Source organism: Dietzia cinnamea NBRC 102147 (genome assembly GCF_001571065.1).
GTDB lineage: Bacteria > Actinomycetota > Actinomycetes > Mycobacteriales > Mycobacteriaceae > Dietzia > Dietzia cinnamea.
The window spans coordinates 1-20,474 of the sequence record NZ_BCSW01000040.1 but is presented as its reverse complement, the minus strand read 5'-3'; the positions used below and the strand labels follow the sequence as shown (position 1 = coordinate 20,474).

Below are 20,474 nucleotides of genomic sequence, written 5' to 3'. Positions count from 1 at the left end.
TCCGTCGCCGTGGGTCGGACGGCGGTGTATCGGGCAGCGGTGGATCAGGCGGCGGCGGTCGCGGTGCTTGAGAACTCGCTCGGGCCGGTGATCACCCGGTAGGCGTACACCGACGCGAGCGTGGTGAGCGGGATGGCCACAAGTAGGCCGACCAGCAGCGCCAGGGCGCCCGCGATGACGATGAGGACGTTGAGCAGCGCCAGGGCGAGCAGGTTGCCCGCATCGGACTTGACGGCACGGAAGCTCGACACGATGGCGTCGGTGGCCGTCATGTTGCGGTCGACGACGAAGTACTGCGTCCAGTAGAGGAAGAACGCGACGATGAACGCGCCCACGATGAGAAGGAAGACACCCACGAAGGTGGCGATGCCCACGAGGATCGCGGCGACCACGAACCACCCGAAATTGTGCAGCTTGAAGAAGTCGCCGAACGACGGCCTGTGGCCGTCGACCTCGAGGAGCGCGCCGCGGATGATGAACGCCTGGAACAGCAGGCCCACCACGAACGAGAGAAGCTGGGCGATGAACATCACGGCCCCGGACTCGTCCGTGGAGAACGCACTGACGATCCCGCTGACGACACCGCTGGCCAGTGTGATGAGCAGCCAGGGGACCGGGTTGTTCTTGAACATCTGCCAGCCGGCGGCGACCGCGCCGGTCGGGGATACCCGGCCGACCGGGGCCGGGGCTCCGCCCGGCCCCGGCTGGCCGTAGCCGCCGTACACCGGATCGCCGTAGGGCTCCTGTCCGTAGGCCGGCTGGCCGAATCCCTGCTGTCCGAATCCCTGCTGTCCGTAGCCCTGCTGTCCGTATCCCTGCTGTCCGTATCCCTGCCCGGGGTACGGCTCGTAGCCTCCGTGGCCCGGGTAGGGCTGCTGGCCGTAGCCCCGGTCGCCGTAGGGGTCCTGGTTCTGGTCCGGTCCAGAACGGTAGGGGTCGTTCGGGTACCCGTCCCCCGGTGGGGTGCCTCCGGTAGTCGTTGCCGTCTCCATCATCCGGTGCCGCGGGTTCGTTCCGCGGCGCTCGTACCGAACCTAGTTGCGCAGCGGCGCGAGTACGAGGTCCAACTCGCGGACCATGAGGCATTCGGCGGAAACGCATCGGGCCCCGCTGACGAGCGTCAGCGGGGCCCGATGGTCACCGGAGAGGTGGGCGTCAGATGTTGGCGTCGATCTCCACGGCCTGTGCGACACCGGCGATGGTGCCGGCGATCTTCACGGCCTCCCACGCCTGCTCCTTGGTGACGCCCTCCTTGCGGATGACGTCATCGTGGGCGGCGGTGCAGTTCTCACAGCCGTTGATGGTGGACACGGCCATCGACCACAGCTCGAAGTCGGCCTTCTCCACGCCGGGGTTGGCGATGATGTTCATCCGCAGGCCCATGCGGACCTGGGTGTAGTCGTCGCCCAGGAACTCCTTGGCGCGGTAGGCCACATTGTTCATGGCCATGATCGAGGCGGCGCCGAGCGCGGCGTCGAACGCCTCGTCCGACAGGTGCTGGCGGGCCTCGTCGGCGATTTCCGACAGGACGGTCGCTGACCGGGTCGCCGCGGCGGTCGCGAGGAACGTGCCCCAGAGCTGCTGCTCGTTCAGCTCGGTGGACCGCGCCAGCGAGCCGAGGTTCAGCTTGAGATCCTTGGCGAACTCGGGGAGTCCGGACTTCAGGTTCTCGATGCTCACTTGATGCCCTCCTGCAGCATGTCCATCTTGTTGATGTTCTTGGTGGGATCGTTCTTCTGCCAGTTGCAGGCGCAGACCTCGGACGACTGCAGGGCGTCCAGCACACGCAGGACCTCGTCCACGTTGCGGCCGACGGCGTCCGGGGTCACCGAGACGAACTGGATGACGTTGTCCGGATCGACGATGAAGGTCGCGCGATCGGCGACACCGTCGGCGTTCTCCACACCGAGCGCGCGGATCAGCTCGTGCTTGATGTCCGACAGGAGCGGGAACGGCACGGTCTTCAGCTCGTCATTGGTCGCGCGCCAGTTGAAGTGCGCGAACTCGTTGTCGATCGAACCGCCCAGGATCTGGGTGTCGCGGTCCTGGAACTCCTCGTCGAGCTTGCCGAAGGCGGCGATCTCGGTGGGGCAGACGAAGGTGAAGTCCTTCGGGTAGAAGAAGATCACGCGCCACTTGCCCTCGTAGGACTGGTTGGTGATCGTCTCGAAGTAATCCTCGGGCTGCTGCGCGTTGACCTCCTTGAGGTCACCACCCTTCAGTGCGGTGAGTTCGAAGTCGGGGAACTGATCGCCGATGGTGAGAAGAGCCATGTGATCCTCCTGAGGGTTTGGCGTTAGTCGGACGGCCATGCCCGACTATGCCCCACTCCCTGTGAGAGGTAAAGCTGATGAGACGTAGATCACTCATAGGAATGGTCGAATAATCGTCGACTTCCGGTTATCGATGGCCGTACATTGATCGGTATGGCTGATCAGCGGTTCGTTCCGAGCCTCATGCAGCTGCGGGTCTTCCTCGCCGTGGCGGAGCGCCTGCACTTCCGCAGCGCCGCCGAGGGGCTCGGCATGAGTCAACCCTCCCTGTCCCAGGCTCTGGCGACGCTCGAGGACGGACTGGGTCTGCACCTGGTCGAGCGCAGTACGCGGTCCGTCCTCGTCACGCCCGCGGGGCACCGCCTGCTGCCGTACGTGCGCGCGGCAGTGACCGCGATGGACGCGGTGGCCGATGCGGCTGCGGGCAGTGACGGGCCGCTGTTCGGGTCGTTGCGAATAGGCGTGATCCCCACGGTTGCCCCCTACCTGCTGCCCGGCTTGCTCCCCGCGCTGGGGGAGCGGTTCCCGGACCTCACGCCGCGGGTGGTGGAGGACCAGACGTCCCGGCTGGTGGACGGGCTGCGCAGCGGCGTCATCGACCTCGCGATCATGGCGGTCCCCACCGACGCGATGGGCGTCGCCGCCACGCCGCTCTACACCGAACCGTTCGCCCTGCTCGTGCCGGCGTCGCACGAGCTCGCCGGACGCGAGGGCCTGCCGCTGGAGATTCTCGTCGACCAGCCGCTGCTGATGCTCGACGAGGGCCACTGCCTCCGCGAGCAGACGGTCGAATTGTGCCGCCGGGTCTCCGCGCCGGTGCTCGGGCGGGGTGAATCCCGCGCCGCGTCCCTCACCACCGCGGTGCGGTGCGTCGCCGGAGGATTGGGAGTGACGATCGTGCCCGAGTCCGCGGTCGGTCCGGAGACGCGCGATCCCGGAATCGCCGTGGCGCGGTTCGCGGATCCGGTGCCCGGTCGGACGATCGGTCTCGTGCTCCGGACCGCGACCGCGGGGGCGGATGCCTACGCCGAATTCGGCCGTGTCGTCGCCGGCGTGGCCGCGCAGGAGTTCGGCGCGACCCCCGTGTGACGACCGGTCACCGTGCGCCGGCGGGGACACGTGCCCCGATCCGCTCGACACGGTCGACCGCGGCCAGGAACCGTGAACGGAGCCCCTGAGTGCGCGCGATCCACTGCTTCTGGAAGGCGACGAACTCGGCGCGGCCCGCGGCGGTCTCCACCGGTATCGGCGTCAGGCCCCAGGCCGAGAGGTCGTAGGGCGACGAGCGCATGTCCACCTCGCGGGCGTCGAACGCGGCTCGCAGGGCGTCGAGGAGGAGCTCACCCGGTGCGCCGGCCTCGAGGGCCGCCGTGTGGGCGTAGACATCCATCCCCGCGTGGAGGCACGCCGGCTGCTCGTCGAGGACCTGCCCGTCTCGCGTGAGCGGCTCGCGGTTGAGAGGAACTGCGGCGTCGGTGAAGAAGCGGAACGCATCGAAGTGCGTGCACTGCAGATGCGAGCTTCGGACGACCTCGTCGACCCGCTCGTGGGTCAGTCGCAGGGGAACCTGCCCGTGGCGCACGCCGTCGCGGCCGGAACGATAGAGCATCGCCCACTCGTGCAGGCCGAAGCACCCCGTGGCCCCGCGGCGTCCCGCCGTGGCCGAGACCACCGCACGGGCGCGGGAGACCCGGTCGCCGCAGCGACGCCAGACCGAGTCGGCGTCCACGACGAGTCCGTCCCGGCCGGCGATCGTGTCGCGGCGGTAATGCCGCCACTCGCGGCGTTCCGACCGGTGCGCGTTCTCCAACAACACGCCGGGCCCAGGATGCCAGCGACGCACCGTGGCGACGCTCGTGCGGTAGTAGGTGAAAAGGAAGTCGACGACGGGGTGCGGCTCCCCGCGGCGCCGGCGTTCCAGGTGCTCGGCCGTCAGATGGTCGACCCACGCGTGGTGGCGTTCCTCGCGGTGCCTCCAGAGCTCCTCCGGGAGCACCACCGGGTCGGGTGGCCGCACGTCGGACATCACGACCGCTTCTTCCGCTTGGGGCGGTGGACGCGCGACCGCGCGGGCCGCCGGGGTTCGGACGGCCGCCGCGACCGCGCCGGCGGGGACGGAGCCTTCCGGACGGCCGGTGTCGCGAGCTCGGGGCCGAACACCCGCGCGATCGTCTCTTCGGCGCCCGGCCGGGAGGCATCGACCGTCTCCACCGACATCCCCGACGCCCGCGCCTGATCGGCGACGCGGTCCACCTGGGAGGGCCTGAGGACGGCGGCGACCACGCCGGCCCGCGCGACGCCGCGACCGGTGCGCCCCGAACGATGGACGAGGTCGTCCATCGAGTGCGGCGGTCCAACGTGGACCACATGGCCGACGTCGACGATGTCGAGCCCCCGGCCCGCGAGGTCCGTCGCCACCAGGACGCGGACGGCACCCGAGGCCAGCTCGGAGAACGCGGAAGAGCGCCGGGTGGGGGAGTCCGACCCCTTCACGCCGGCCACGCGGACGCCGGTGTCCGCGATGGCGGCACGCAGCGCGTCGACGGTATCCCGGCGAGGGACGAAGAAGAGCCCGCGCGTGCAGCGGGCCGCCAGCGCGACCGCCACGCCGTCAGGATCCGGGGTGGAGAGGATGACCAGCTGACGTGGCGCGCCCGTTGTCGTCGTCGTCCCCGTCGCGGTCTCCCCGGCCGCGGTGTCGGCCGCCGGCGACCCTCCGGGCCCGGGTTCCTGCTGTACCGACGCCGGCGCGCGCTCGACGCGGTGGACCCGGAGGCCGGGACGCGCCTCGCGCAGGCGTGCCTCGACGTCGGCGTCGGCGGTGGCCGTGGTCGCCAGGAGCCCCGCACCGGTGCAGGTGGCGAGGAGCGACTCCGTCTGGTCGACGAACGAGGGCCCCAGGAGGTGGTCGGCCTCGTCGAGCACCATGACCCGCGCGTCGGCGAACGACACGGCCCGGGACCGGACCAGGTCGGCGAGGCGACCCGGCGTGCCCACGGCCACGTCGACCGGGGCGATGAGCGCGCGACGATCCCGCTTGATCGGCTGGCCGCCGACGAACGAGGCCACCCGCAACCCGGCGCCCGCCCCCACCTCCGCGAGGACCTCGGCGCTCTGCTCCGCGAGTTCGCGGGTGGGTGCCACCACGACCGCCCGGGGCCGACCCGGCAGGCTCGGTGACCCCGCGAGGCGGTGGACCACCCCGATCGCGAACACCAGCGTCTTGCCGGAGCCGGTCGGTGCCACCGCGAGCAGGCTCTCGCCGCCGACGGCGTCGGCGAGCGCGGCCGCCTGCACCGGTGTCGGCTCACCCGCGACGAGCGCGGACACGGCATGCCTGATCGGGACCGACACCCCGAGGTCTTCGAGGAGCCGGCCCAGACCACCGGGCTGCGAACCGCTCAGACCCGGACCTCCGAACGATCGCCGCTCCACAGAGTGTGGAAGCTACCCTCACGGTCGGTGCGCTGATAGGTATGCGCGCCGAAGAAGTCGCGCTGACCCTGGATCAACGCGGCGGGCAGACGTTCGGTGCGCAGGCCGTCGTAGTACGCGAGTGCGGCCGAGAAGCCCGGCGCGGGGATGCCAGCGGTGACCGCGGTCGCGACGACGCGGCGCCAGCTGTCCACGCAGTCCGCCAGTGCCTCGGCGAAGTACGGCGCCGCGAGCAGGGAGGGCAGCGACGGGTCGGCGGCGTACGCCTCACGGATCCGGTCGAGGAACGTGGCGCGGATGATGCAGCCGCCGCGCCAGATGGTGGCGAGATCGCCACGGGCGACGTCCCATCCGTACTCCGCGCTCGCCGCCGTGATCTGGTCGAACCCCTGCGCGTAGGCGATGACCTTGGACGCGTAGAGCGCCCGGCGGACGTCCTCGACGAACTCGGGACCGGTCTGCGCGGGGGTCGACACCGAGCCGGCGGGCAGGGTGCGCCCGGCCTCCCGCTGGGGGACGGAGCTCGACAGCGCGCGGGCGAAGACGGCCTCGGCGATGCCCGTGACCGGGACGCCCAGATCGAGGGCGGACTTGACGGTCCACCGACCGGTGCCCTTCTGGCCGGCGCGGTCGACGATCACGTCGACCAGCGGTGCGCCGGTCTCGGCATCGACCTGCGCGAGCACCTCCGCCGTGATCTCGATGAGGTACGAGTCGAGCTCGCCGGTGTTCCACTCACGGAAGACGTCGGCCATGGCCGCCGGCTCGATGCCCGCCACGCCGCGCAGGAGGTGATAGGCCTCGCCGATCAGCTGCATGTCCGAGTACTCGATGCCGTTGTGCACCATCTTGACGAAGTGGCCCGAGCCGTCCTCGCCGACATGGGTGCAGCACGGCGTGCCGTCGACCTTCGCCGAGATGTCCTCGAGCATGGGTCCGACGACCTCGTAGCTGGACGCGGGCCCGCCCGGCATGATGGACGGCCCCTCCAGGGCGCCTTCCTCGCCGCCCGAGATGCCCGCACCGATGAACCGGATGCCACGCTCGGCCATGGCCTTCTCGCGACGGATGGTGTCCGTGTAGAGGGAGTTGCCGCCGTCGATGATGATGTCGCCCTCGTCGAACGCGTCGGCGAGCGCGTCGATCACCGCGTCGGTGGGCGCGCCCGCCTGCACCATCACGAGTGCGCGCCGCGGCGAGCGCAGCGCGGCCGCGAACTCGGCGATCGTCTCGGTGCGGACGAAGTCACCGTCCTCGCCGTGCTCCGAGAGCAGGGCGTCGGTCTTTCCCGCAGAGCGGTTGTGGACCGCCACCGTATACCCGTGCCGGGCGAAGTTGCGGGCGATGTTCGAGCCCATCACGGCGAGGCCGGTCACTCCGATGTCGGCGGTGCCGACAGTGCCGGCGGCGGGCTGCGCGTCCTCGCGTTCAGTACTCATGGGCCTCAGCGTAGTCGACGCCCGCGAAGCGAGCGGACCTGCATCGATGCGAGCTATCGGCCGGGCCGGAGGCGGGGTGGCGGCAGCGAAGTGGTTGATAGGTCAGACGTGCACTGAGTGCAAGGATTCGTCGATCGGCCGAAAAACTCTTGGTAACAACCGGCGATGTGTTGTAACACTTATGGTCGGGCCAGATGACCTGGACCACAACGATTCGGGGGACGGATCGCCGTGGTCCGGACGTCTCCGCGGAGGCGCGCCGGACCCGGTTCGGGGACTCTACGAGGGGAAAGACCAGACATGACCGGCTTATTGCTGCCCACGCAGTTGGCGGGGACACGCACGCTGTTCGACGACACGGTCGAGGTGCTCGGTGGCCTCCGGGCCGGCTATCCGAAGTTCTACTCGATCGCGGACCTGGGGACGCAGTCGCGGCGCCGGTGGGTGCCGCTCGAGCGGGCCGTGGACAGTGGCCGTGTGGAGCAGATGTTCCGCGACCACTTCACCGAATCCGGAGACATCCGCTTCTCGACGTACCTGGTCGCGGAGGCCTTCACCCACGGTGTCCTCGGTCGCGCGGTCGCCAGCTTCGTCACCATCGGACGCGTCTGGGACACCGGCGCCGAGAACATGGCCGTGCGGACAGACATCGAGGGGGGCCTCGACTGGGCCGGCGTCCGCGACACCACCCTCCGGGTGCTGCCGGACGACCCCGCCGCGGGATCACCCGGCACCGTCGTCCTACCCTGTGAACAGGCGCTCGCACAATGGCTCGCCTGCCGGTCCCGCTCGACCCTGACGGCGGTGTTCGAGGGCCTCGCCGAGGTGAGCAACTGCAGTGTCGACACGCTCTGGTCGATGGCCGGTGAATGTGTCCTGGGGGCCGCGACGATCGTGCCGACGTTCGCCGACACCAGCCCGGAGACCGGATACCGGCGCGGACAGATGGTGCTCCAGGCCCTTCACGATTCCGGATTGGCCGTCCGCCGGCGTAGCCGGCTCCCGCGCACCCCGGGCTCGGGGCCCATCCCCGTGCGCGACCGGGGGTGGCGCTCCGTCCGCTGATCCGGGAGGCGTGAGTGATCCCGCACGAGTACGGCCCGGGTAACGTTCGATCCCGGTGGTCCGGACCGGCCGGGCCGGGGAGATGAGGTCAGATGTCCGACACGGTTGACAGTGATGTGATCGAGCGTATCCGTGCCCATTCCGGCATCGGCTTCGGCGGCAACATCGGGATCGAGTACACCGAGGTCACTCCCGACAGGGTGGTCGTGACGGTGGACGTGAAACCGCACCTCCACCAGCCGTACGGAATCGTCCACGGCGGGGTCTACTGCGCGATCGTCGAAGAGGTCGCCAGCGTGGCCGGCGCGGTGTGGCTCGGGGGCGAGGGCAAGGTCGTCGGGGTGAACAACTCGACCGACTTCCTCCGCGCCGTCACCGAGGGCACCCTCACGGCGACCGGGACCCCCGTGCACCGCGGCCGGTCCCAACAGCTCTGGCGGGTCGAGATCGCCGATGACCACGGACGTACCGCGGCGGTGGGTCAGGTGCGGCTGGCGAACCTACAGTAACCGGCTGCGAGACGGCGACGCGCCCGACGGCAACCTGCCCGCCGGGCGCGTTCCTCGTCGTCGACCCCGGTAGCCGGGCCCTCAGTCGACGGGCCCGAGTCGAGCGGTTCTCAGTCGACCGACGCGGAGGCGGACTGTTCCTCCCGCGACCGATCAGCGGACCGCTGGGCGGCGTCGTCGGCGGCCACCTGCTCGAGGGCCTGGCGCGCGTAGACCCACTGCTTCGTCGAGGTCAGCTGCGAGCGGTGATCGCCGCCCATGTGCATCCCCCACGAGAACATCGTCGTGATGCGGTTCTTGAAACCGATCAGGTAGGCGAGGTGCACGACGAGCCACATGACCCAGGCGATGAAACCCGAGATCTCGATCGGGCCCATCTTCACCACCGCGCTGTAGCGCGACACCGTGGCCATGGAGCCCTTGTCGAAGTACTTGAACGGCTTCCGCTCCGCCGGGGTCCGGCCCTTCTCGACCTCTGCGATGATCTGCTTGGCCGCGTACTTGCCACCCTGGATGGCGACCTGCGCGACACCGGGCAGGTTGTCGAGGCTCATCATGTCGCCCACCACGAAGATCTCCGGGTGGCCCGGCAGTGAGAGGTCCTTGTTGACCAGCACGCGTCCGGCGCGGTCGATCTCGGCGGCCGTCTGTTCGGCGAGCTGCTTGCCCAGGGGGCTGGCCTTGACGCCGGCGGACCAGATCTTGCACGAGGCGTCGATGCGACGCACGGAGCCGTCCGGGTCCTTGACCTCGATGCCCTGGTAGTCGACGTCGGTGACCATCGCGTTGAGCTGGATCTCGACGCCCATCTTCTCCAGGCGGGCGCGCGCGGCGTTGCCGAGGTTGTCGCCGAACGGTGGCAGCACCGCGGGCGCGGCATCGAGGAGGATGACGCGGGCGGAGGCCGGGTCGATGCGGCGGAAGCTGCCCCGGAGGGTGTGCTGGGCGAGCTCGGCCACCTGGCCGGCCATCTCGACACCGGTGGGTCCGGCGCCGACGATGACGAAGGTCAGTAGGCGACGGCGCTCCTCCTCGTCGTCGATCACCTCGGCCTGCTCGAAGCAGCCGAGGATGCGGCTGCGCAACTCCAGCGCGTCGTCGACCGTCTTCATGCCGGGCGCCCACCGCTCGAAGTGGTCGTTACCGAAGTAGGACTGATTGGCGCCCGCGGCGACGATGAGGCTGTCGTACTCGAGATCGAAGTTGATGTGGCCGGCCGAGGCGTGGAGCTTCTTGGCCGCCACGTCGATCGTGTCGACGTCGCCGAGGACAACCGTGGCGTTCTTCTGGTCCCGCAGGATGAGGCGGGTCGGCGGGGCGATCTCGCCCACGGAGAGGATGCCGGTGGCCACCTGGTAGAGCAGCGGCTGGAACAGGTGGTGGCCCGTTCTGGCGACCAACGTCACGTCGACGTCGGCCTTGTCGAGCTGTTGGGCGGCGAACAGACCGCCGAAGCCGGAGCCGACGATGACGACGCGGTGCCGGCGGCCGGCCGGTGCGGTGGCGGTGACCTGGTCGATTGCGGGCTCGGTCATGGCGGCTCCTGATGAGGCTGGTCTGTGGTGAGGGGCTCGTTGGCCTCGTCGGTCTGGGGCCCGCGAAACTACCGCCGGGCACGAGTCCCCAGGATAGTGCGCCGTCCGACACCGCGCACACGGAGAGGCGCGGCGCGCGGGTGCGCGGGCCCCCGTCGAGCCGAGCCGGAGGGTCGCCGCCGCGCCTGAGCGGGGGGACGGCCGGTCGGCGGTAGCGTCCCTGTGACGCGAGCCCCACAAGGAGGGACACCGGTGGTCAGAGTCGAACCCCAGGCCGTCGACCTCGAGCGCTGGCCCGCGCTCGCCCCGCCGTCCGGGGTGCCGGGCCAGCCGCCGGTACTCATCGCCCAGGCCCTGCGGCGCTCGGCGCGCGAGCTCGGCCTGCGGATCGACTACCCCGACGCGTCGGCGGCGGGGGAGTACGACGCCCCGGTTCGGGTGGTCCTACGCGAGCCGGAGCACTTCTGGGCGCGGCTGGCGGTGGGCGGGGTGGTCGGGCTCGGCGAGTCGTTCATGGCCGGGGACTGGACCACGCCCGACCTGTGCACCGCCATCGCGACGCTGGCCCCGTGGATCGCAGCGAACGCCGACTGCGCCCACCCGGGAGAGCGGGCTTACGGACGTGACGGTCGCGGCCCCGTCGGCGGTGGGCGGCGGCGGGGCGGTCCCGTCACAGTGGAGCTGGAGGACTCCGTGCCCGGCGCGCTGACCTCGTTGTACACGGACGAGACGATGTCGACGTCGGGCGCCGTCTTCGCGTCCGGTGCGCGGACCCGGACCCGCCTGGCGGGCGGGACCGACGTGGTCCACCTGGAGGCGCCGTCGCCGGCCCCCCGGCGGGCCGATCTGGGGGACGCCCAGCGTCGGTCGGCCGACACGATGCTGACGTTGGCGGGGGTGGAGGACGGCTCCCACGTGATCGTGGCGACGCCCGGGTGGGGCGAGCTGCCCATGCGCGCCGCGGAGCGCGGGGCTCACGTGCGCACGATGACGGCGTCCACCGAGAGGTTGTCGGCGCTGGGGTCGAGGTTCGCCGCGGCGGGGCTGGACGAGGAGATCTCCCTGTTCCTCGGCGCCCCGTCCGATGCCGCCGGGACGGTCGACGCCGTCGTCGCGGCGGAGCCCGGCACGACCGCCGGCCGCGCCGGGCACGACGAGGTGATCGGCGTGGCGGACCGGCTCCTCGGTGCGGGGGGGCGGCTCGTGATCCACACGACCGTCGCGCCGGGCCGTCCCAACCCCGCCGTGGTGGAGCTCGCGGCGTGGGAGTCGAGGTACGTCTCCGAGGCGGGGCCTCCGGTCGCGTGGTCGGAGCTGGTCGACGCGATCGAGCGGGCGCCGAGGCTGACACTGCGGGGGCGGGTCGAGACGACCGCCCACCACGCGGAGACGGTCCGGCTCTGGTCCGAGACCTTCGCCCAGCGCGGCCGCGACGCCGCCGCCCTGGGCTTCGACGCCGTCTACAGACGGATGTGGGCGTTCCACCTCGCGGTGTTGGAGGCGGGGTTGCGAACGGGATGGACCGAGTCGGTGCAAGTGCTGGCGGCCGCGGAGGGCGCGGTGTCGCACCGCGACGGACGGGGTACGACCTAAGGTCATCGGCATGGGAAACCTCCTCACCCCGCTCGCGATCTGGTTCGGTCGGCAGGACGCGACGCGCGAGAACTCCCACCTCGTCGTCACTCTGGACCGGTGGCTGAGCCGGGTCTCGCGTGGTCGTGTCCCGCTGCTCCGGCTGGCCGCGCTGCCCACGCTCACGCTCCACGTGCCCGGGCGCAGGAGCGCGGAGCCGCGCAGCACGCCCCTGCTGTGTGCCTCCTGGGACAACGGCCTCGTGGTCGTGGGCTCCAACTGGGGCGGTCAGACGACTCCGGCCTGGGTCCACAATCTGCGCGCCGCCGGCGAGGGGGAGGTCGAGATCTCGGTCTACGGCGCGCGGCTCGTCGTGGACGGGCGCGAGCTGCCCGACGACGAGCGGGCGTCGGCGTGGGCCGCGGCGGTGCGGGTGTGGCCGAACTACGAGATCTACGCCCGCCGCACCACGCGGACGCTGCCGATCTTCCACTTCACCCCGAGGCTCTAGCGGTTCCCTCGGCGGGTCGGGCAGGTCAGCGCCGGCGGGCCACCATGTTCATCGCGGTCGCGGTGAGGACCGGGTCGCCGTCCTGGTTGACCAGGGTCACGTCGGTCGTCAGCACCCCGCGGTCCGGCTTGGTGCGCGACGGGCGGACACCCGTGGTCTCGCACAGCAGGGTCAGCCGGTCACCGGGGCGCAGGGGCCGCACCCACCGCAGCTCGTCGATCCCCGGAGAGGCGAGGCTCGCCACGCTGGTGAGGTAGTTGTCCGCGAACAGGCGCATCATGAGCGCGGCGGTCTGCCAGCCGCTCGCGATGAGGCCGCCGAACGGGCCGGCGGCCGCGGCGTCCGGGTCGGTGTGGATGCTCTGCGGGTCGTATCGCCGCGCGAACTCCATGATCTCCCCGGCGTCGACCGACTCCTCGCCGAAACGGTACCGGTGACCTTCGGTGTAGTCCTCGAGGTAGCGGTCGTCGATAGGGGTGGTGAACTCGTCGAACGTCTCGTCCTGCATGCTGCCTCCCGCTGTTCTGTGTACGCTCCCCAGTTAATCACCACTCACCGACTGGAGGACGGGGATGGCGTACTTCGAGAGGCTCGATCCGGGGAGTTTCCGGCCCACCGATCATGTGAGCGGCGCCTGGGACGCGTCCACGCAGCACATCGGACCCGCGTTGGGTCTGCTGGTCCACGCCGTGGAGCTCGACCTGGCCGGACGACGCGACGATCCGATGGTCCTCTCACGCCTGACCTACGAGCTGTTGGGTGTGGTGCCCATGGACGCGGTGGACGTCGAGGTGGAGGTGATCCGACCCGGGCGCACGATCGAACTGGTGGAGGCGACCTATTCACACGGCGACCGCACCGGCATCCGGCTGCGCGCGTGGCTGCAGCAGCCGCGCGACACCGCGGCGATCGCCGGCGACGCCTTCGACCCCCTCCCGCCGCCGGGAGAGATGGAACCGTGGGATCCCACCTCCGTGTGGGGCGGTGGATACCTCGCTTCCGCCCGGGTGCGGCGGGAGTCGAGCGGGCCGGGCCGGGCACGGTACTGGGTGCGCACCGACGTCCCTCTGCTCGCGGCGGAGGAGGTCAGCCCGCTCGCGCGGATGACGGCGCTCGTCGATATCGCCAACGGGATGGCGATCCGCGCGGACCCGGCCGTCGTCACCTTCCCCAACATCGACCTCACCGCGCACCTCGTGCGCTCGCCCGCGGGGGAGTGGCTGGGCTTCGACACCCGCGTGACCTTCGGTCCCGGCGGCCTGGGGCTCACCGCGAGCGTGATCCATGACGAGAACGGCCCTGTCGGGACCGTGTCCCAGTCGTTGACAGTACGGCCGTAGAGGGCCGGCGGCCGTCCAACCCGGGCGCCGCTCTACAACTGTCGCAGGTAGCAGCGCATCCCCGATCCGCTATCCGGATCGCGGTCGGTGAACCCGTGGCGTTCGTAGAAGCGCCGTGCGCCCAGGTCGTCGGCGTCGACGTTGATCAGCATCTCCTCGCAGCGTCGCGCGACCACCTCGAACAACGATCGGGTGATGATCGCGGCCCCGACGCCGCGCCCACGGAGGTCCGGCCGGACGTAGAGCTCCTCGAGCTGCGCGAGTGGGTGGTCCGAGTAGGGCGTCGGGCGCAGCGTGAGCAGCGCGAAGCCGACGTCGGTGGGAGCGTCCGACGAGCCGGGAGAGGCGACGACGGCGAGGACGTCGTCGCGCGCGAGGAGGTCCCCGAACCGCCGGGCGGCCTCGTCGGCGGTGGGGGTCGCGGACTCGAACCCGGTGTTGAACTCGTACAGCATCCGCCCGAGCGACCCGGCGTCCGCCGGCGTGGCCAGGCGTATACCCGCGTCGGCGATGGCCGAGTCACTCCGCGGCGGCGCCCCGGCGGGGAGCGGGCCCTCGAAGACGGCCCGCAGGCGCGCGAGGTCCTCGGCCACCATCGCGGCGTCCTGCTCGAACTCGTCGTCGTCGACCCCGCGGAGCGTGAAGATCACCTCCGCACCGTCCGGGTGCGGCACGACCCGCAGCGGGTTGTAGGTAACGGTCCCGTCGGGGAGCGTGACCTCGTGGTCCAGTACGCCCAGCTCGTTGCGGGGCAGGAAGCGCACGCTCACGCGGCCCATCGGGGAATCCACGACGAGCGTGTCGCCGCGGTCCCCGTCACCGTCCGCGCCGCCGCCCTCGGCGCCGGACTCATCGCCGGGCTCGATCCTGCCCGACGCCAGCCCGGCGGCCCAGGCGCCGAGGTTGGCGGGGTCGCGGGCGTAGGCGTACACCTGCTCGGGCGGGCGGCGGATGACCGTGGAGACGTGTCGCGTGCGCACGCCTGCCAGTATCCGCCGCGCGCGTCCGTCAGTCGACGGGTTCGGTGTCGTAACTTCCCTGACCCGGGATGCTGGTGACCGTCGTCAGCAGGAACACGGAGTCGGCGAGCGCGGTGACGGAGTGCCGGTGGTGGGTGAGCGTGTGCAGCTCCCCGGCCGCGATGTCGGTGGTGCCGTCACCGGTCACGCGGACAGCGCCCTGGAGCAGGTACAGGCTCGCGGCCGGGGGAGAGTTGTGCTCCTCCAGCTCGGTGCCCTCGGTGAGCGCGAGGAGCGCCTGACGCAGCGGACCCTCGTGGACGAGGAGCTCGGCGTGGCGACCGTGCTTGGACTCCTTGGCCTTGTCGAGAATGCGGTCGGCGGTCTCGGTCACATGGTTCATGGTGGAACTCACTGCCTCTCGTGTCGCGGCCATCCGGGTCTCTTCCCACGAACACTACGTCAGGACGGCGACCACCGCGGAGAGCACGATCGTCGCCGTGACCGCGGCGGTGGCCAGAGTGCGGGTGGCGCGGGCGGGGAGCCGGGTGCGGCCGGCCAGGACGACGCCGACGGCGAGCGCGACGCGAGGGGGAGAGACGATGATCGCGAAGGAGCCCCCGACGTTCTGGCCCGCGAGCGCGACGAGTCCGTCGGCCCCGAGGGCGGTCGAGGCCGAGGTGGTGGCCGCGGAGAACATGGCGGCGGCGCCGGTGTTGGTGCCGGTGAGGTACCCGCCGAGCGCCCCGATCGCGGGGGTGAGGGCCAGTGACGCCGTGCCGAGCCCGGTCGCGAGCCCGGCGAGGTGGGCGGCCATGCCCGCGGTCGCCATGACGATGCCGATGGCCATGTACACGATGGCGTTGCCCGCCACGGGGACCCACGTCGCCATCGCCGTCCGGAGCAGGCGCGCGATGCCCGAGCCGGGTGTGGTGTACACACGCAGCGCGACGAGGGCGGCGACGAGCACCCACAGGGCTGGGGAGGTGAGCCACCCCGCGCCGGCCGGGGCGCCCGCGACCGCCAGCGCGGCGGTGGTGCCGAGGATCCCCGCGAGCAGGACGGCGAACGGGACGAGAGCGCGCACGAGTCCGCCGGTCACGGCCGGCAGCGCGCCGTGACGCAACCGCGCCACCGCCAGCAGCACGGCGATGACGGCCGCCGAGGCGATGATGCCCGACGGTGCCACGCCGACGACCGCGTTGGACGCGACGAGGACGGCCCACTGGGTGACCACGACGGCCGCGCCCAGCGCGACGTGGCGCGCGGGCGGTCGGGTGAGGGCTGGCCACCGTGGGGCGTCCGGCGACCCGGTGGTCGCAGGGGTCCGGCCGGTGACGACGACGAGGACGGTCATCATGCTCACTACGAAGACCGGGAGGCTGAGCAGGGCGGACCAGTATCCCAGGGCGTCGACGCCCAGGCCTCCGAGCTCGGCGGCGACGAGGGTGCCCGGGCCCAGTGAGCCCCACGGGACCAGGACCAGCCCGAGCAGGCCCACGACGACCGCCTTCACAGGTGGTAGACCCATCCGCACGAGCAGCGGCGCGGTGATGACCACGCCCAGCCCGAAGCCGGTGACCGACTCCATGAACGGCGTGAGACCGAACACCAGCAGCAGGATCGCGGGCACCCGGTCACCGCCCGAACCGATCCGCTCCAGCCACCCGGCGATGTGGTCCCTGCTCCCGGTGGCCGACAGGGCCGTGGCCAACAGGACGCCGCCGAGGAGGATCAGTGCGACCTCGAGCACCGTCGGCCCCAGCTGGGCGGCCGCGGTGGCGACCTCGTCGTCGTCGGGCCGGAAGACGGTGACCGCCCCCGCCAGGGCGGCGACGAGGCCCGCGGTTCCCGCCACCAGCGAGGGGACCCGGAGAGCCAACAGTGCCAGGACCACGACGACCGGGGCGACGGCGACGCCGGTCGACACGAGCTCGCTCATCGCTCTCAACCTACCCGCGCGGGTGGCCGAGGTCGCCGGGCCCCGCGGTGGACCGGTTGCGGGCCGATCCGCCCGCGCGCACCCTACGCGGTAGGGAGGACACCACATGCGATCTCTGTCAGAGCAGAACCTCGATGACCTGGGCGGCCGGTGGAGCGTCCTCGCCCGGCAGAAGCTCGACCACATGGAGCTCGACCGGCTCCTCGGGGAGGTGGAACGGACGGACGGCGCGGAGCAGAAGCTGGCCCTGATCAAGACCTATCGGCTCGTGTTCCCCCACGCCTTCGCCGAGGAATCCGTGCTGTGGCCCGTGATGCGGGCGGAGCTGCCCGACGGGCACGAGCTGACGCTGCGCGTGGAGCAGGAACACCAGGAGGTCAACGAGCTCGTCACCCTGCTGGAGAACCTCGGTGACGCCCACCCGGAGCGCGACGAGGTGCTGCGTCGCCTCATCACCGTGCTGCGCGACGACGTCCGGGACGAGGAGGACGAGCTGCTGCCGCGGCTGCAGGAGAAGCTGAGCCCAGCCCGGCTCCGGGCCCTCGGCGTGGCGTGGGAGGCGGTCCGGCGCACCGCGCCCACCCGTCCCCACCCGGTGGTCGCACGCCGGCCCCCGGGCAACGTCGCGGCGGCGCTCCCGCTGACCGTGACCGACCGCCTGCGTGACGTACTCGAGTCGGCGGCCCTCCGCGGGCCGGACGCCGTCGGCCCCGCGCTGACCGCGGCCAGCGGGGTGCTGGCGCGCGCCGCCGGCGCGATCGAACACCTGCCGATCATGCGGCGCGGCGAGGATCCCAGCACGTCGAGAGGAGAATGAATGCACGCCACCGAGGTCGCCGACCGCGTCCACCGCCTGGCCCACGCCCACGTCAACTGCTATGTCATCGACGACGACGACGGAGTGACCCTCGTCGACGCCGGCCTGCCGAGCATGTGGAACCTGATGACCGACACCCTCCGCCGCCTGGGGCGCGGCCCCGGCGACGTGCGGGCGCTCGTGCTCACCCACGGCCACTTCGACCACGTCGGCTTCGCCCGCCGCGCCCGCGTCGAGCTGAACGTCCCGGTCCTGGTGCACCCGGAGGACGACCACCTGGCCGCGCACCCGTACAGCTACAAGCCCCAACGCAACCGACTGCTGTACCCGCTCCTGCACCCCCGGTCGCTGCCCGTGCTCGGGCGGATGGCGATGGCCGGGGCGCTCAGCGTCCGCGGGATCGAGGACACCGACGAGTTGGCGGTGGGCGCGGTGTTGGACATCCCGGGCCGGCCGGTGCCGTTGTTCGCGCCGGGCCACACCGGCGGGCACTGCATCCTGCACCTGCCGGACCGGGATACCGTGATCAGTGGCGACGCCCTCGTCACCCTCGACCCCTATACCGGTGCCACTGGCCCGCAGATCGTGGCGTCCGCGGCCACCGCCGACACGGCGACCGCCATCGAGTCGCTCGGGCCCATCGCCGAGACCGGGGCCGCCACCGTTCTGCCCGGACACGGTGAGCCCTGGACGCACGGAGTGGACGCCGCGGTCGGGAACGCCCGCGCCGTGGGGGAGCACTGACTGCCCTTCAGTGCACGACAACCTGTCAACGGAAAGGCCCGTATCCATGTCAGACGACACCAGAACGCCCGAGCAGATCGTGTCCGCCCTCATCGAGAAGTCGCCGATCTGCATGATCACCACGGTCAGCGCCGACGGACGACTGCTGAGCCGCCCGATGACCCGTCAGAACTCCGACTTCGACGGGACGATCCGGTTGCTCGCGCCCCGGGGCGGTGACATCGTGTCCGAGATCGCCGCCCATGCGCAGGTCAACGTCTCGGTGCAATCCTCCGACGGGTTCGTGTCGGTGGCGGGGCGCGCGGTCGTCGACGACGACCGCGACGCGGTGACCGCGAACTGGAGCCCCGCGGTCGACGCCTGGTTCCCCGACGGCCCGGACCAGGCGACCTCGATACTGGTGGAGGCGGAGGCGGCCGAGTACTGGGATTCGAGCGGCTCGAGCATCGCCCACATCGCCTCCTTCGTCCGCGCCACCGTGTCCCGCGGCGACCGGACTCCCGACATGGGGGACAGCGGCACCGTCGAACTGTGATCTGCCGGTCAGCCGGCGGTCCGCCCGGCGTCCCCGACCCGTGAATTCACGAGTCGCGGCTTCAGGCGGTCGGGGAGAGGGGAGAGTCCCCGCCGGAGTTCGGAGACGAGGTCCCGGGCGTAGCGCACCAGCCCGGTCGCGTCGACCCCGTGCGGTGCCGTGCCGTCGATGTGTTCGAGGCGCCCGGCCGCACGATCGAGCAACGCCACGGCCCCCGTGGCGTTGCCGCGTTGGATGTGCGTGATGCCGACGGCCAACTGGGCGAGTCCCTGCCACAGGTCCCGCTCGGCGGCGGGACCGCTCTTCCACGCACCCTCCAGGACCTCGTGGGCGTGGAACGCGCGGCCCCGGTCCAGCAGGTCCTGCGCCCACGCCAGGGACTCGGCGGGCGGTAGGTCGAGGTCCTCGGGAATGCGCTCGACCCCAACGCTGCCCGGCGGCAGCGGGCGACCGAGCTCGTCGCGTGGGCGGGCGTTGCGCGCGCGACCTTCCTCATCGCGGTCACGATCCGAACGGGGAGGGGTGGACATGGCGCCATGGTCTCACCCGGTGCCGCACGAGTGCCACCACGCGGCGGCCCGGAACCGGGACAATGGAGCCATGCCCGTCACTCTCGCTCCGAATGTGCTGTTGTGGGCGTCGGCGATCGACGAGACGACAGTCGACCAGGCGGTGGCCCTCGCGCGACTGCCGATCATCCACCCGCATATCGCGCTGCTGCCCGACGCCCACGCCGGCAAGGGGTCCGCGGTCGGCACGGTCATCCCGACCGTCGAGGCGGTCATCCCGGCCGCGGTCGGAGTCGATATCGGATGCGGGATGGTGGCCGCGCGTACCCGGTACACGGAGTCCGACCTCGAGCGCATCGACCTGAGCACGTTGCGCGACAGGCTGGAGCGCGCGATCCCGCTGTCGCCGGGCAACTACAACAAGGCCGTTCGTCACGACCACACGCGGGAGCGGGTTCGGGAACTCGAGATTCTCGCGGACTCCGGCGGCGTCGACCTGTCCCACTCGCCGAAGTGGCGCGAGCAACTGGGGAGCCTGGGCGGCGGGAACCACTTCATCGAGCTGTGTCTGGACGAGTCCGGAGCCGTGTGGTGCTTCCTGCACTCCGGGAGCCGAGGAGTGGGCAACAAGATCGCCCAGAAACACATCAGGATCGCCCAGCAGCAGTGCGCGGAGCGGGGCATCCGGCTCGAGGACCGTGACCATGCGTACTTGAAGCAGGGAACTGTCGAGTTCTCGCAGTACCTCGCCGAGCTGCGGTGGGCGCAGCGTTTCGCGCGGCTCAACCGTGACGAGATGATGGATCGCTTCCTCGCGGAGCTGGCCCGGATCTTCCGCGACGACGACGCCGGCGAATCGGAACGCGTGAACTGCCACCACAACTACACCGAGAAGATCGAACTCGATGGCAGGGAAGTGTGGCTCACCCGCAAGGGCGCCATCGATGCGAGTGAGGGCCGCATGGGATGCATCCCGGGATCGATGGGCACCCGGTCGTACATCGTCCGAGGCAAGGGGAACGCAGACGGGTTGTTCTCCGCGCCGCACGGCGCCGGTCGTCGGATGTCGCGGACACAGGCCAAGAAGCGGTTCACCGCAGCCGACCTCGACGCGGCGATGCAAGGAATTGTCTACCGGCCCGGCGATGCGTGGGTCGACGAGATCCCCGCCGCCTACAAGGACATCGACCGGGTGATGGAGGACGCCGACGACCTCGTCGAGATCGTGCACACACTGCGTCAGGTGATGAACCTCAAGGGGACATAGAGGGACTCCAGGGGCAGCGCCT

Annotated in this window: 22 protein-coding genes; 10 read left to right on the top strand and 12 right to left on the bottom strand. The window is 71.1% G+C overall.

Annotation, left to right across the window (positions count from 1 at the left end; genetic code table 11):
* Positions 1–44: 44 nt before the first annotated feature.
* The 3 genes from DCI01S_RS12580 to DCI01S_RS12570 all read right to left on the bottom strand — a co-directional run bounded on the left by DCI01S_RS12580 (position 45) and on the right by DCI01S_RS12570 (position 2,273).
* Complete coding sequence (locus DCI01S_RS12580) at positions 45–995, bottom strand: hypothetical protein (RefSeq protein ID WP_244881728.1); 951 nt, start codon at positions 993–995, stop codon at positions 45–47.
* 160 nt (positions 996–1,155) lie between these two features.
* Positions 1,156–1,680 carry an alkylhydroperoxidase, AhpD family gene (gene ahpD, locus DCI01S_RS12575; protein ID WP_061229544.1) on the bottom strand — a complete coding sequence of 175 codons (525 nt, stop codon included), beginning with the start codon at positions 1,678–1,680 and terminating at the stop codon, positions 1,156–1,158.
* On the bottom strand, positions 1,677–2,273 hold the full coding sequence (locus DCI01S_RS12570; RefSeq protein ID WP_061229543.1) for a peroxiredoxin: 597 nt from the start codon (positions 2,271–2,273) through the stop codon (positions 1,677–1,679). Before DCI01S_RS12570 ends, ahpD begins: the two co-directional genes overlap by 4 nt.
* A gap of 153 nt (positions 2,274–2,426) precedes the next feature.
* Here DCI01S_RS12570 and DCI01S_RS12565 point away from each other — a divergent pair, with 153 nt between their 5' ends.
* Positions 2,427–3,362, top strand: a complete 936-nt coding sequence (locus DCI01S_RS12565; protein WP_061229542.1) for a hydrogen peroxide-inducible genes activator — start codon at positions 2,427–2,429, stop codon at positions 3,360–3,362.
* A 7-nt stretch (positions 3,363–3,369) separates the two neighbouring features.
* Here the strand turns inward: DCI01S_RS12565 and DCI01S_RS12560 are convergent, their stop codons facing one another.
* The 3 genes from DCI01S_RS12560 to gnd form a co-directional block, all read right to left on the bottom strand.
* On the bottom strand, positions 3,370–4,299 hold the full coding sequence (locus DCI01S_RS12560) for a hypothetical protein (RefSeq protein ID WP_061229541.1): 930 nt from the start codon (positions 4,297–4,299) through the stop codon (positions 3,370–3,372).
* Positions 4,299–5,603, bottom strand: coding sequence for a DEAD/DEAH box helicase (locus tag DCI01S_RS12555; RefSeq protein WP_232303039.1), 1,305 nt, complete (start codon positions 5,601–5,603; stop codon positions 4,299–4,301). Before DCI01S_RS12555 ends, DCI01S_RS12560 begins: the two co-directional genes overlap by 1 nt.
* A gap of 71 nt (positions 5,604–5,674) precedes the next feature.
* A complete protein-coding gene (gene gnd, locus DCI01S_RS12550; protein ID WP_061229539.1) occupies positions 5,675–7,147 on the bottom strand; it encodes an NADP-dependent phosphogluconate dehydrogenase in 1,473 nt (490 codons plus the stop codon).
* A 300-nt stretch (positions 7,148–7,447) separates the two neighbouring features.
* On the opposite strand from gnd, the gene DCI01S_RS12545 reads away from it, so the two are divergent.
* A complete protein-coding gene (locus tag DCI01S_RS12545; RefSeq protein WP_061229538.1) occupies positions 7,448–8,212 on the top strand; it encodes a hypothetical protein in 765 nt (254 codons plus the stop codon).
* 92 nt (positions 8,213–8,304) lie between these two features.
* A complete protein-coding gene (locus DCI01S_RS12540; protein ID WP_061229537.1) occupies positions 8,305–8,721 on the top strand; it encodes a PaaI family thioesterase in 417 nt (138 codons plus the stop codon).
* Positions 8,722–8,831: 110 nt separating this feature from the next.
* Here DCI01S_RS12540 and DCI01S_RS12535 read toward each other — a convergent pair whose 3' ends face one another.
* Positions 8,832–10,256, bottom strand: coding sequence for an NAD(P)/FAD-dependent oxidoreductase (locus tag DCI01S_RS12535; RefSeq protein WP_061229536.1), 1,425 nt, complete (start codon positions 10,254–10,256; stop codon positions 8,832–8,834).
* A 252-nt stretch (positions 10,257–10,508) separates the two neighbouring features.
* Between DCI01S_RS12535 and DCI01S_RS12530 the strand changes: the two genes are divergently transcribed.
* Together DCI01S_RS12530 and DCI01S_RS12525 are read left to right on the top strand one after the other, a co-directional pair.
* Positions 10,509–11,849, top strand: coding sequence for a class I SAM-dependent methyltransferase (locus DCI01S_RS12530; protein ID WP_061229535.1), 1,341 nt, complete (start codon positions 10,509–10,511; stop codon positions 11,847–11,849).
* Positions 11,850–11,859: 10 nt separating this feature from the next.
* Complete coding sequence (locus DCI01S_RS12525; protein ID WP_061229534.1) at positions 11,860–12,339, top strand: nitroreductase family deazaflavin-dependent oxidoreductase; 480 nt, start codon at positions 11,860–11,862, stop codon at positions 12,337–12,339.
* 25 nt (positions 12,340–12,364) lie between these two features.
* On the opposite strand, the gene DCI01S_RS12520 is transcribed toward DCI01S_RS12525, so the two are convergent.
* Positions 12,365–12,847 (bottom strand): MaoC family dehydratase, encoded by a 483-nt coding sequence (locus DCI01S_RS12520; protein ID WP_061229533.1) that lies wholly within the window; start codon positions 12,845–12,847, stop codon positions 12,365–12,367.
* Positions 12,848–12,911: 64 nt separating this feature from the next.
* On the opposite strand from DCI01S_RS12520, the gene DCI01S_RS12515 reads away from it, so the two are divergent.
* The gene (locus DCI01S_RS12515; protein WP_061229532.1) at positions 12,912–13,679 is read left to right on the top strand and encodes a thioesterase family protein; all 768 of its coding nucleotides are present in this window, start codon (positions 12,912–12,914) and stop codon (positions 13,677–13,679) included.
* A gap of 32 nt (positions 13,680–13,711) precedes the next feature.
* On the opposite strand, the gene DCI01S_RS18175 is transcribed toward DCI01S_RS12515, so the two are convergent.
* Genes DCI01S_RS18175 through DCI01S_RS12495 form a run of 3 tightly spaced genes read right to left on the bottom strand, consistent with a single transcriptional unit; the run spans position 13,712 to position 16,580 of the window.
* Positions 13,712–14,659: a GNAT family N-acetyltransferase gene (locus DCI01S_RS18175; protein WP_082767796.1), complete on the bottom strand. Its 948-nt coding sequence runs from the start codon at positions 14,657–14,659 to the stop codon at positions 13,712–13,714.
* Between the two features lie 28 nt (positions 14,660–14,687).
* Positions 14,688–15,041 (bottom strand): cupin domain-containing protein, encoded by a 354-nt coding sequence (locus DCI01S_RS12500; RefSeq protein WP_061229553.1) that lies wholly within the window; start codon positions 15,039–15,041, stop codon positions 14,688–14,690.
* Positions 15,042–15,095: 54 nt separating this feature from the next.
* Positions 15,096–16,580 (bottom strand): L-lactate permease, encoded by a 1,485-nt coding sequence (locus tag DCI01S_RS12495; RefSeq protein ID WP_061229531.1) that lies wholly within the window; start codon positions 16,578–16,580, stop codon positions 15,096–15,098.
* A gap of 106 nt (positions 16,581–16,686) precedes the next feature.
* On the opposite strand from DCI01S_RS12495, the gene DCI01S_RS12490 reads away from it, so the two are divergent.
* From DCI01S_RS12490 to DCI01S_RS12480, 3 genes are read left to right on the top strand one after another with little or no spacing between them, the layout of a single operon-like run.
* Positions 16,687–17,397, top strand: coding sequence for a hemerythrin domain-containing protein (locus DCI01S_RS12490; RefSeq protein WP_061229530.1), 711 nt, complete (start codon positions 16,687–16,689; stop codon positions 17,395–17,397).
* Positions 17,398–18,141 carry an MBL fold metallo-hydrolase gene (locus DCI01S_RS12485; RefSeq protein WP_061229529.1) on the top strand — a complete coding sequence of 248 codons (744 nt, stop codon included), beginning with the start codon at positions 17,398–17,400 and terminating at the stop codon, positions 18,139–18,141.
* Between the two features lie 46 nt (positions 18,142–18,187).
* Positions 18,188–18,676 carry a pyridoxamine 5'-phosphate oxidase family protein gene (locus DCI01S_RS12480; RefSeq protein ID WP_061229528.1) on the top strand — a complete coding sequence of 163 codons (489 nt, stop codon included), beginning with the start codon at positions 18,188–18,190 and terminating at the stop codon, positions 18,674–18,676.
* A gap of 8 nt (positions 18,677–18,684) precedes the next feature.
* On the opposite strand, the gene DCI01S_RS12475 is transcribed toward DCI01S_RS12480, so the two are convergent.
* Positions 18,685–19,206 (bottom strand): DUF309 domain-containing protein, encoded by a 522-nt coding sequence (locus tag DCI01S_RS12475; RefSeq protein ID WP_061229527.1) that lies wholly within the window; start codon positions 19,204–19,206, stop codon positions 18,685–18,687.
* A 70-nt stretch (positions 19,207–19,276) separates the two neighbouring features.
* Between DCI01S_RS12475 and DCI01S_RS12470 the strand changes: the two genes are divergently transcribed.
* The gene (locus tag DCI01S_RS12470; protein ID WP_061229526.1) at positions 19,277–20,452 is read left to right on the top strand and encodes an RtcB family protein; all 1,176 of its coding nucleotides are present in this window, start codon (positions 19,277–19,279) and stop codon (positions 20,450–20,452) included.
* Positions 20,453–20,474 lie beyond the last annotated feature (22 nt).

What these genes read in the sequence shown, in the direction of transcription:
- DCI01S_RS12580 (WP_244881728.1), bottom strand. Translation starts at nt 995, where the DNA reads ATGATGGAGACGGCAACGACTACCGGAGGCACCCCACCGGGGGACGGG.
- DCI01S_RS12570 (WP_061229543.1), bottom strand. Translation starts at nt 2,273, where the DNA reads ATGGCTCTTCTCACCATCGGCGATCAGTTCCCCGACTTCGAACTCACC.
- DCI01S_RS12565 (WP_061229542.1), top strand. Translation starts at nt 2,427, where the DNA reads ATGGCTGATCAGCGGTTCGTTCCGAGCCTCATGCAGCTGCGGGTCTTC.
- DCI01S_RS12560 (WP_061229541.1), bottom strand. Translation starts at nt 4,299, where the DNA reads ATGTCCGACGTGCGGCCACCCGACCCGGTGGTGCTCCCGGAGGAGCTC.
- gnd (WP_061229539.1), bottom strand. Translation starts at nt 7,147, where the DNA reads ATGAGTACTGAACGCGAGGACGCGCAGCCCGCCGCCGGCACTGTCGGC.
- DCI01S_RS12545 (WP_061229538.1), top strand. Translation starts at nt 7,448, where the DNA reads ATGACCGGCTTATTGCTGCCCACGCAGTTGGCGGGGACACGCACGCTG.
- DCI01S_RS12540 (WP_061229537.1), top strand. Translation starts at nt 8,305, where the DNA reads ATGTCCGACACGGTTGACAGTGATGTGATCGAGCGTATCCGTGCCCAT.
- DCI01S_RS12535 (WP_061229536.1), bottom strand. Translation starts at nt 10,256, where the DNA reads ATGACCGAGCCCGCAATCGACCAGGTCACCGCCACCGCACCGGCCGGC.
- DCI01S_RS12525 (WP_061229534.1), top strand. Translation starts at nt 11,860, where the DNA reads ATGGGAAACCTCCTCACCCCGCTCGCGATCTGGTTCGGTCGGCAGGAC.
- DCI01S_RS12520 (WP_061229533.1), bottom strand. Translation starts at nt 12,847, where the DNA reads ATGCAGGACGAGACGTTCGACGAGTTCACCACCCCTATCGACGACCGC.
- DCI01S_RS12515 (WP_061229532.1), top strand. Translation starts at nt 12,912, where the DNA reads ATGGCGTACTTCGAGAGGCTCGATCCGGGGAGTTTCCGGCCCACCGAT.
- DCI01S_RS12500 (WP_061229553.1), bottom strand. Translation starts at nt 15,041, where the DNA reads ATGAACCATGTGACCGAGACCGCCGACCGCATTCTCGACAAGGCCAAG.
- DCI01S_RS12495 (WP_061229531.1), bottom strand. Translation starts at nt 16,580, where the DNA reads ATGAGCGAGCTCGTGTCGACCGGCGTCGCCGTCGCCCCGGTCGTCGTG.
- DCI01S_RS12490 (WP_061229530.1), top strand. Translation starts at nt 16,687, where the DNA reads ATGCGATCTCTGTCAGAGCAGAACCTCGATGACCTGGGCGGCCGGTGG.
- DCI01S_RS12485 (WP_061229529.1), top strand. Translation starts at nt 17,398, where the DNA reads ATGCACGCCACCGAGGTCGCCGACCGCGTCCACCGCCTGGCCCACGCC.
- DCI01S_RS12480 (WP_061229528.1), top strand. Translation starts at nt 18,188, where the DNA reads ATGTCAGACGACACCAGAACGCCCGAGCAGATCGTGTCCGCCCTCATC.
- DCI01S_RS12475 (WP_061229527.1), bottom strand. Translation starts at nt 19,206, where the DNA reads ATGTCCACCCCTCCCCGTTCGGATCGTGACCGCGATGAGGAAGGTCGC.
- DCI01S_RS12470 (WP_061229526.1), top strand. Translation starts at nt 19,277, where the DNA reads ATGCCCGTCACTCTCGCTCCGAATGTGCTGTTGTGGGCGTCGGCGATC.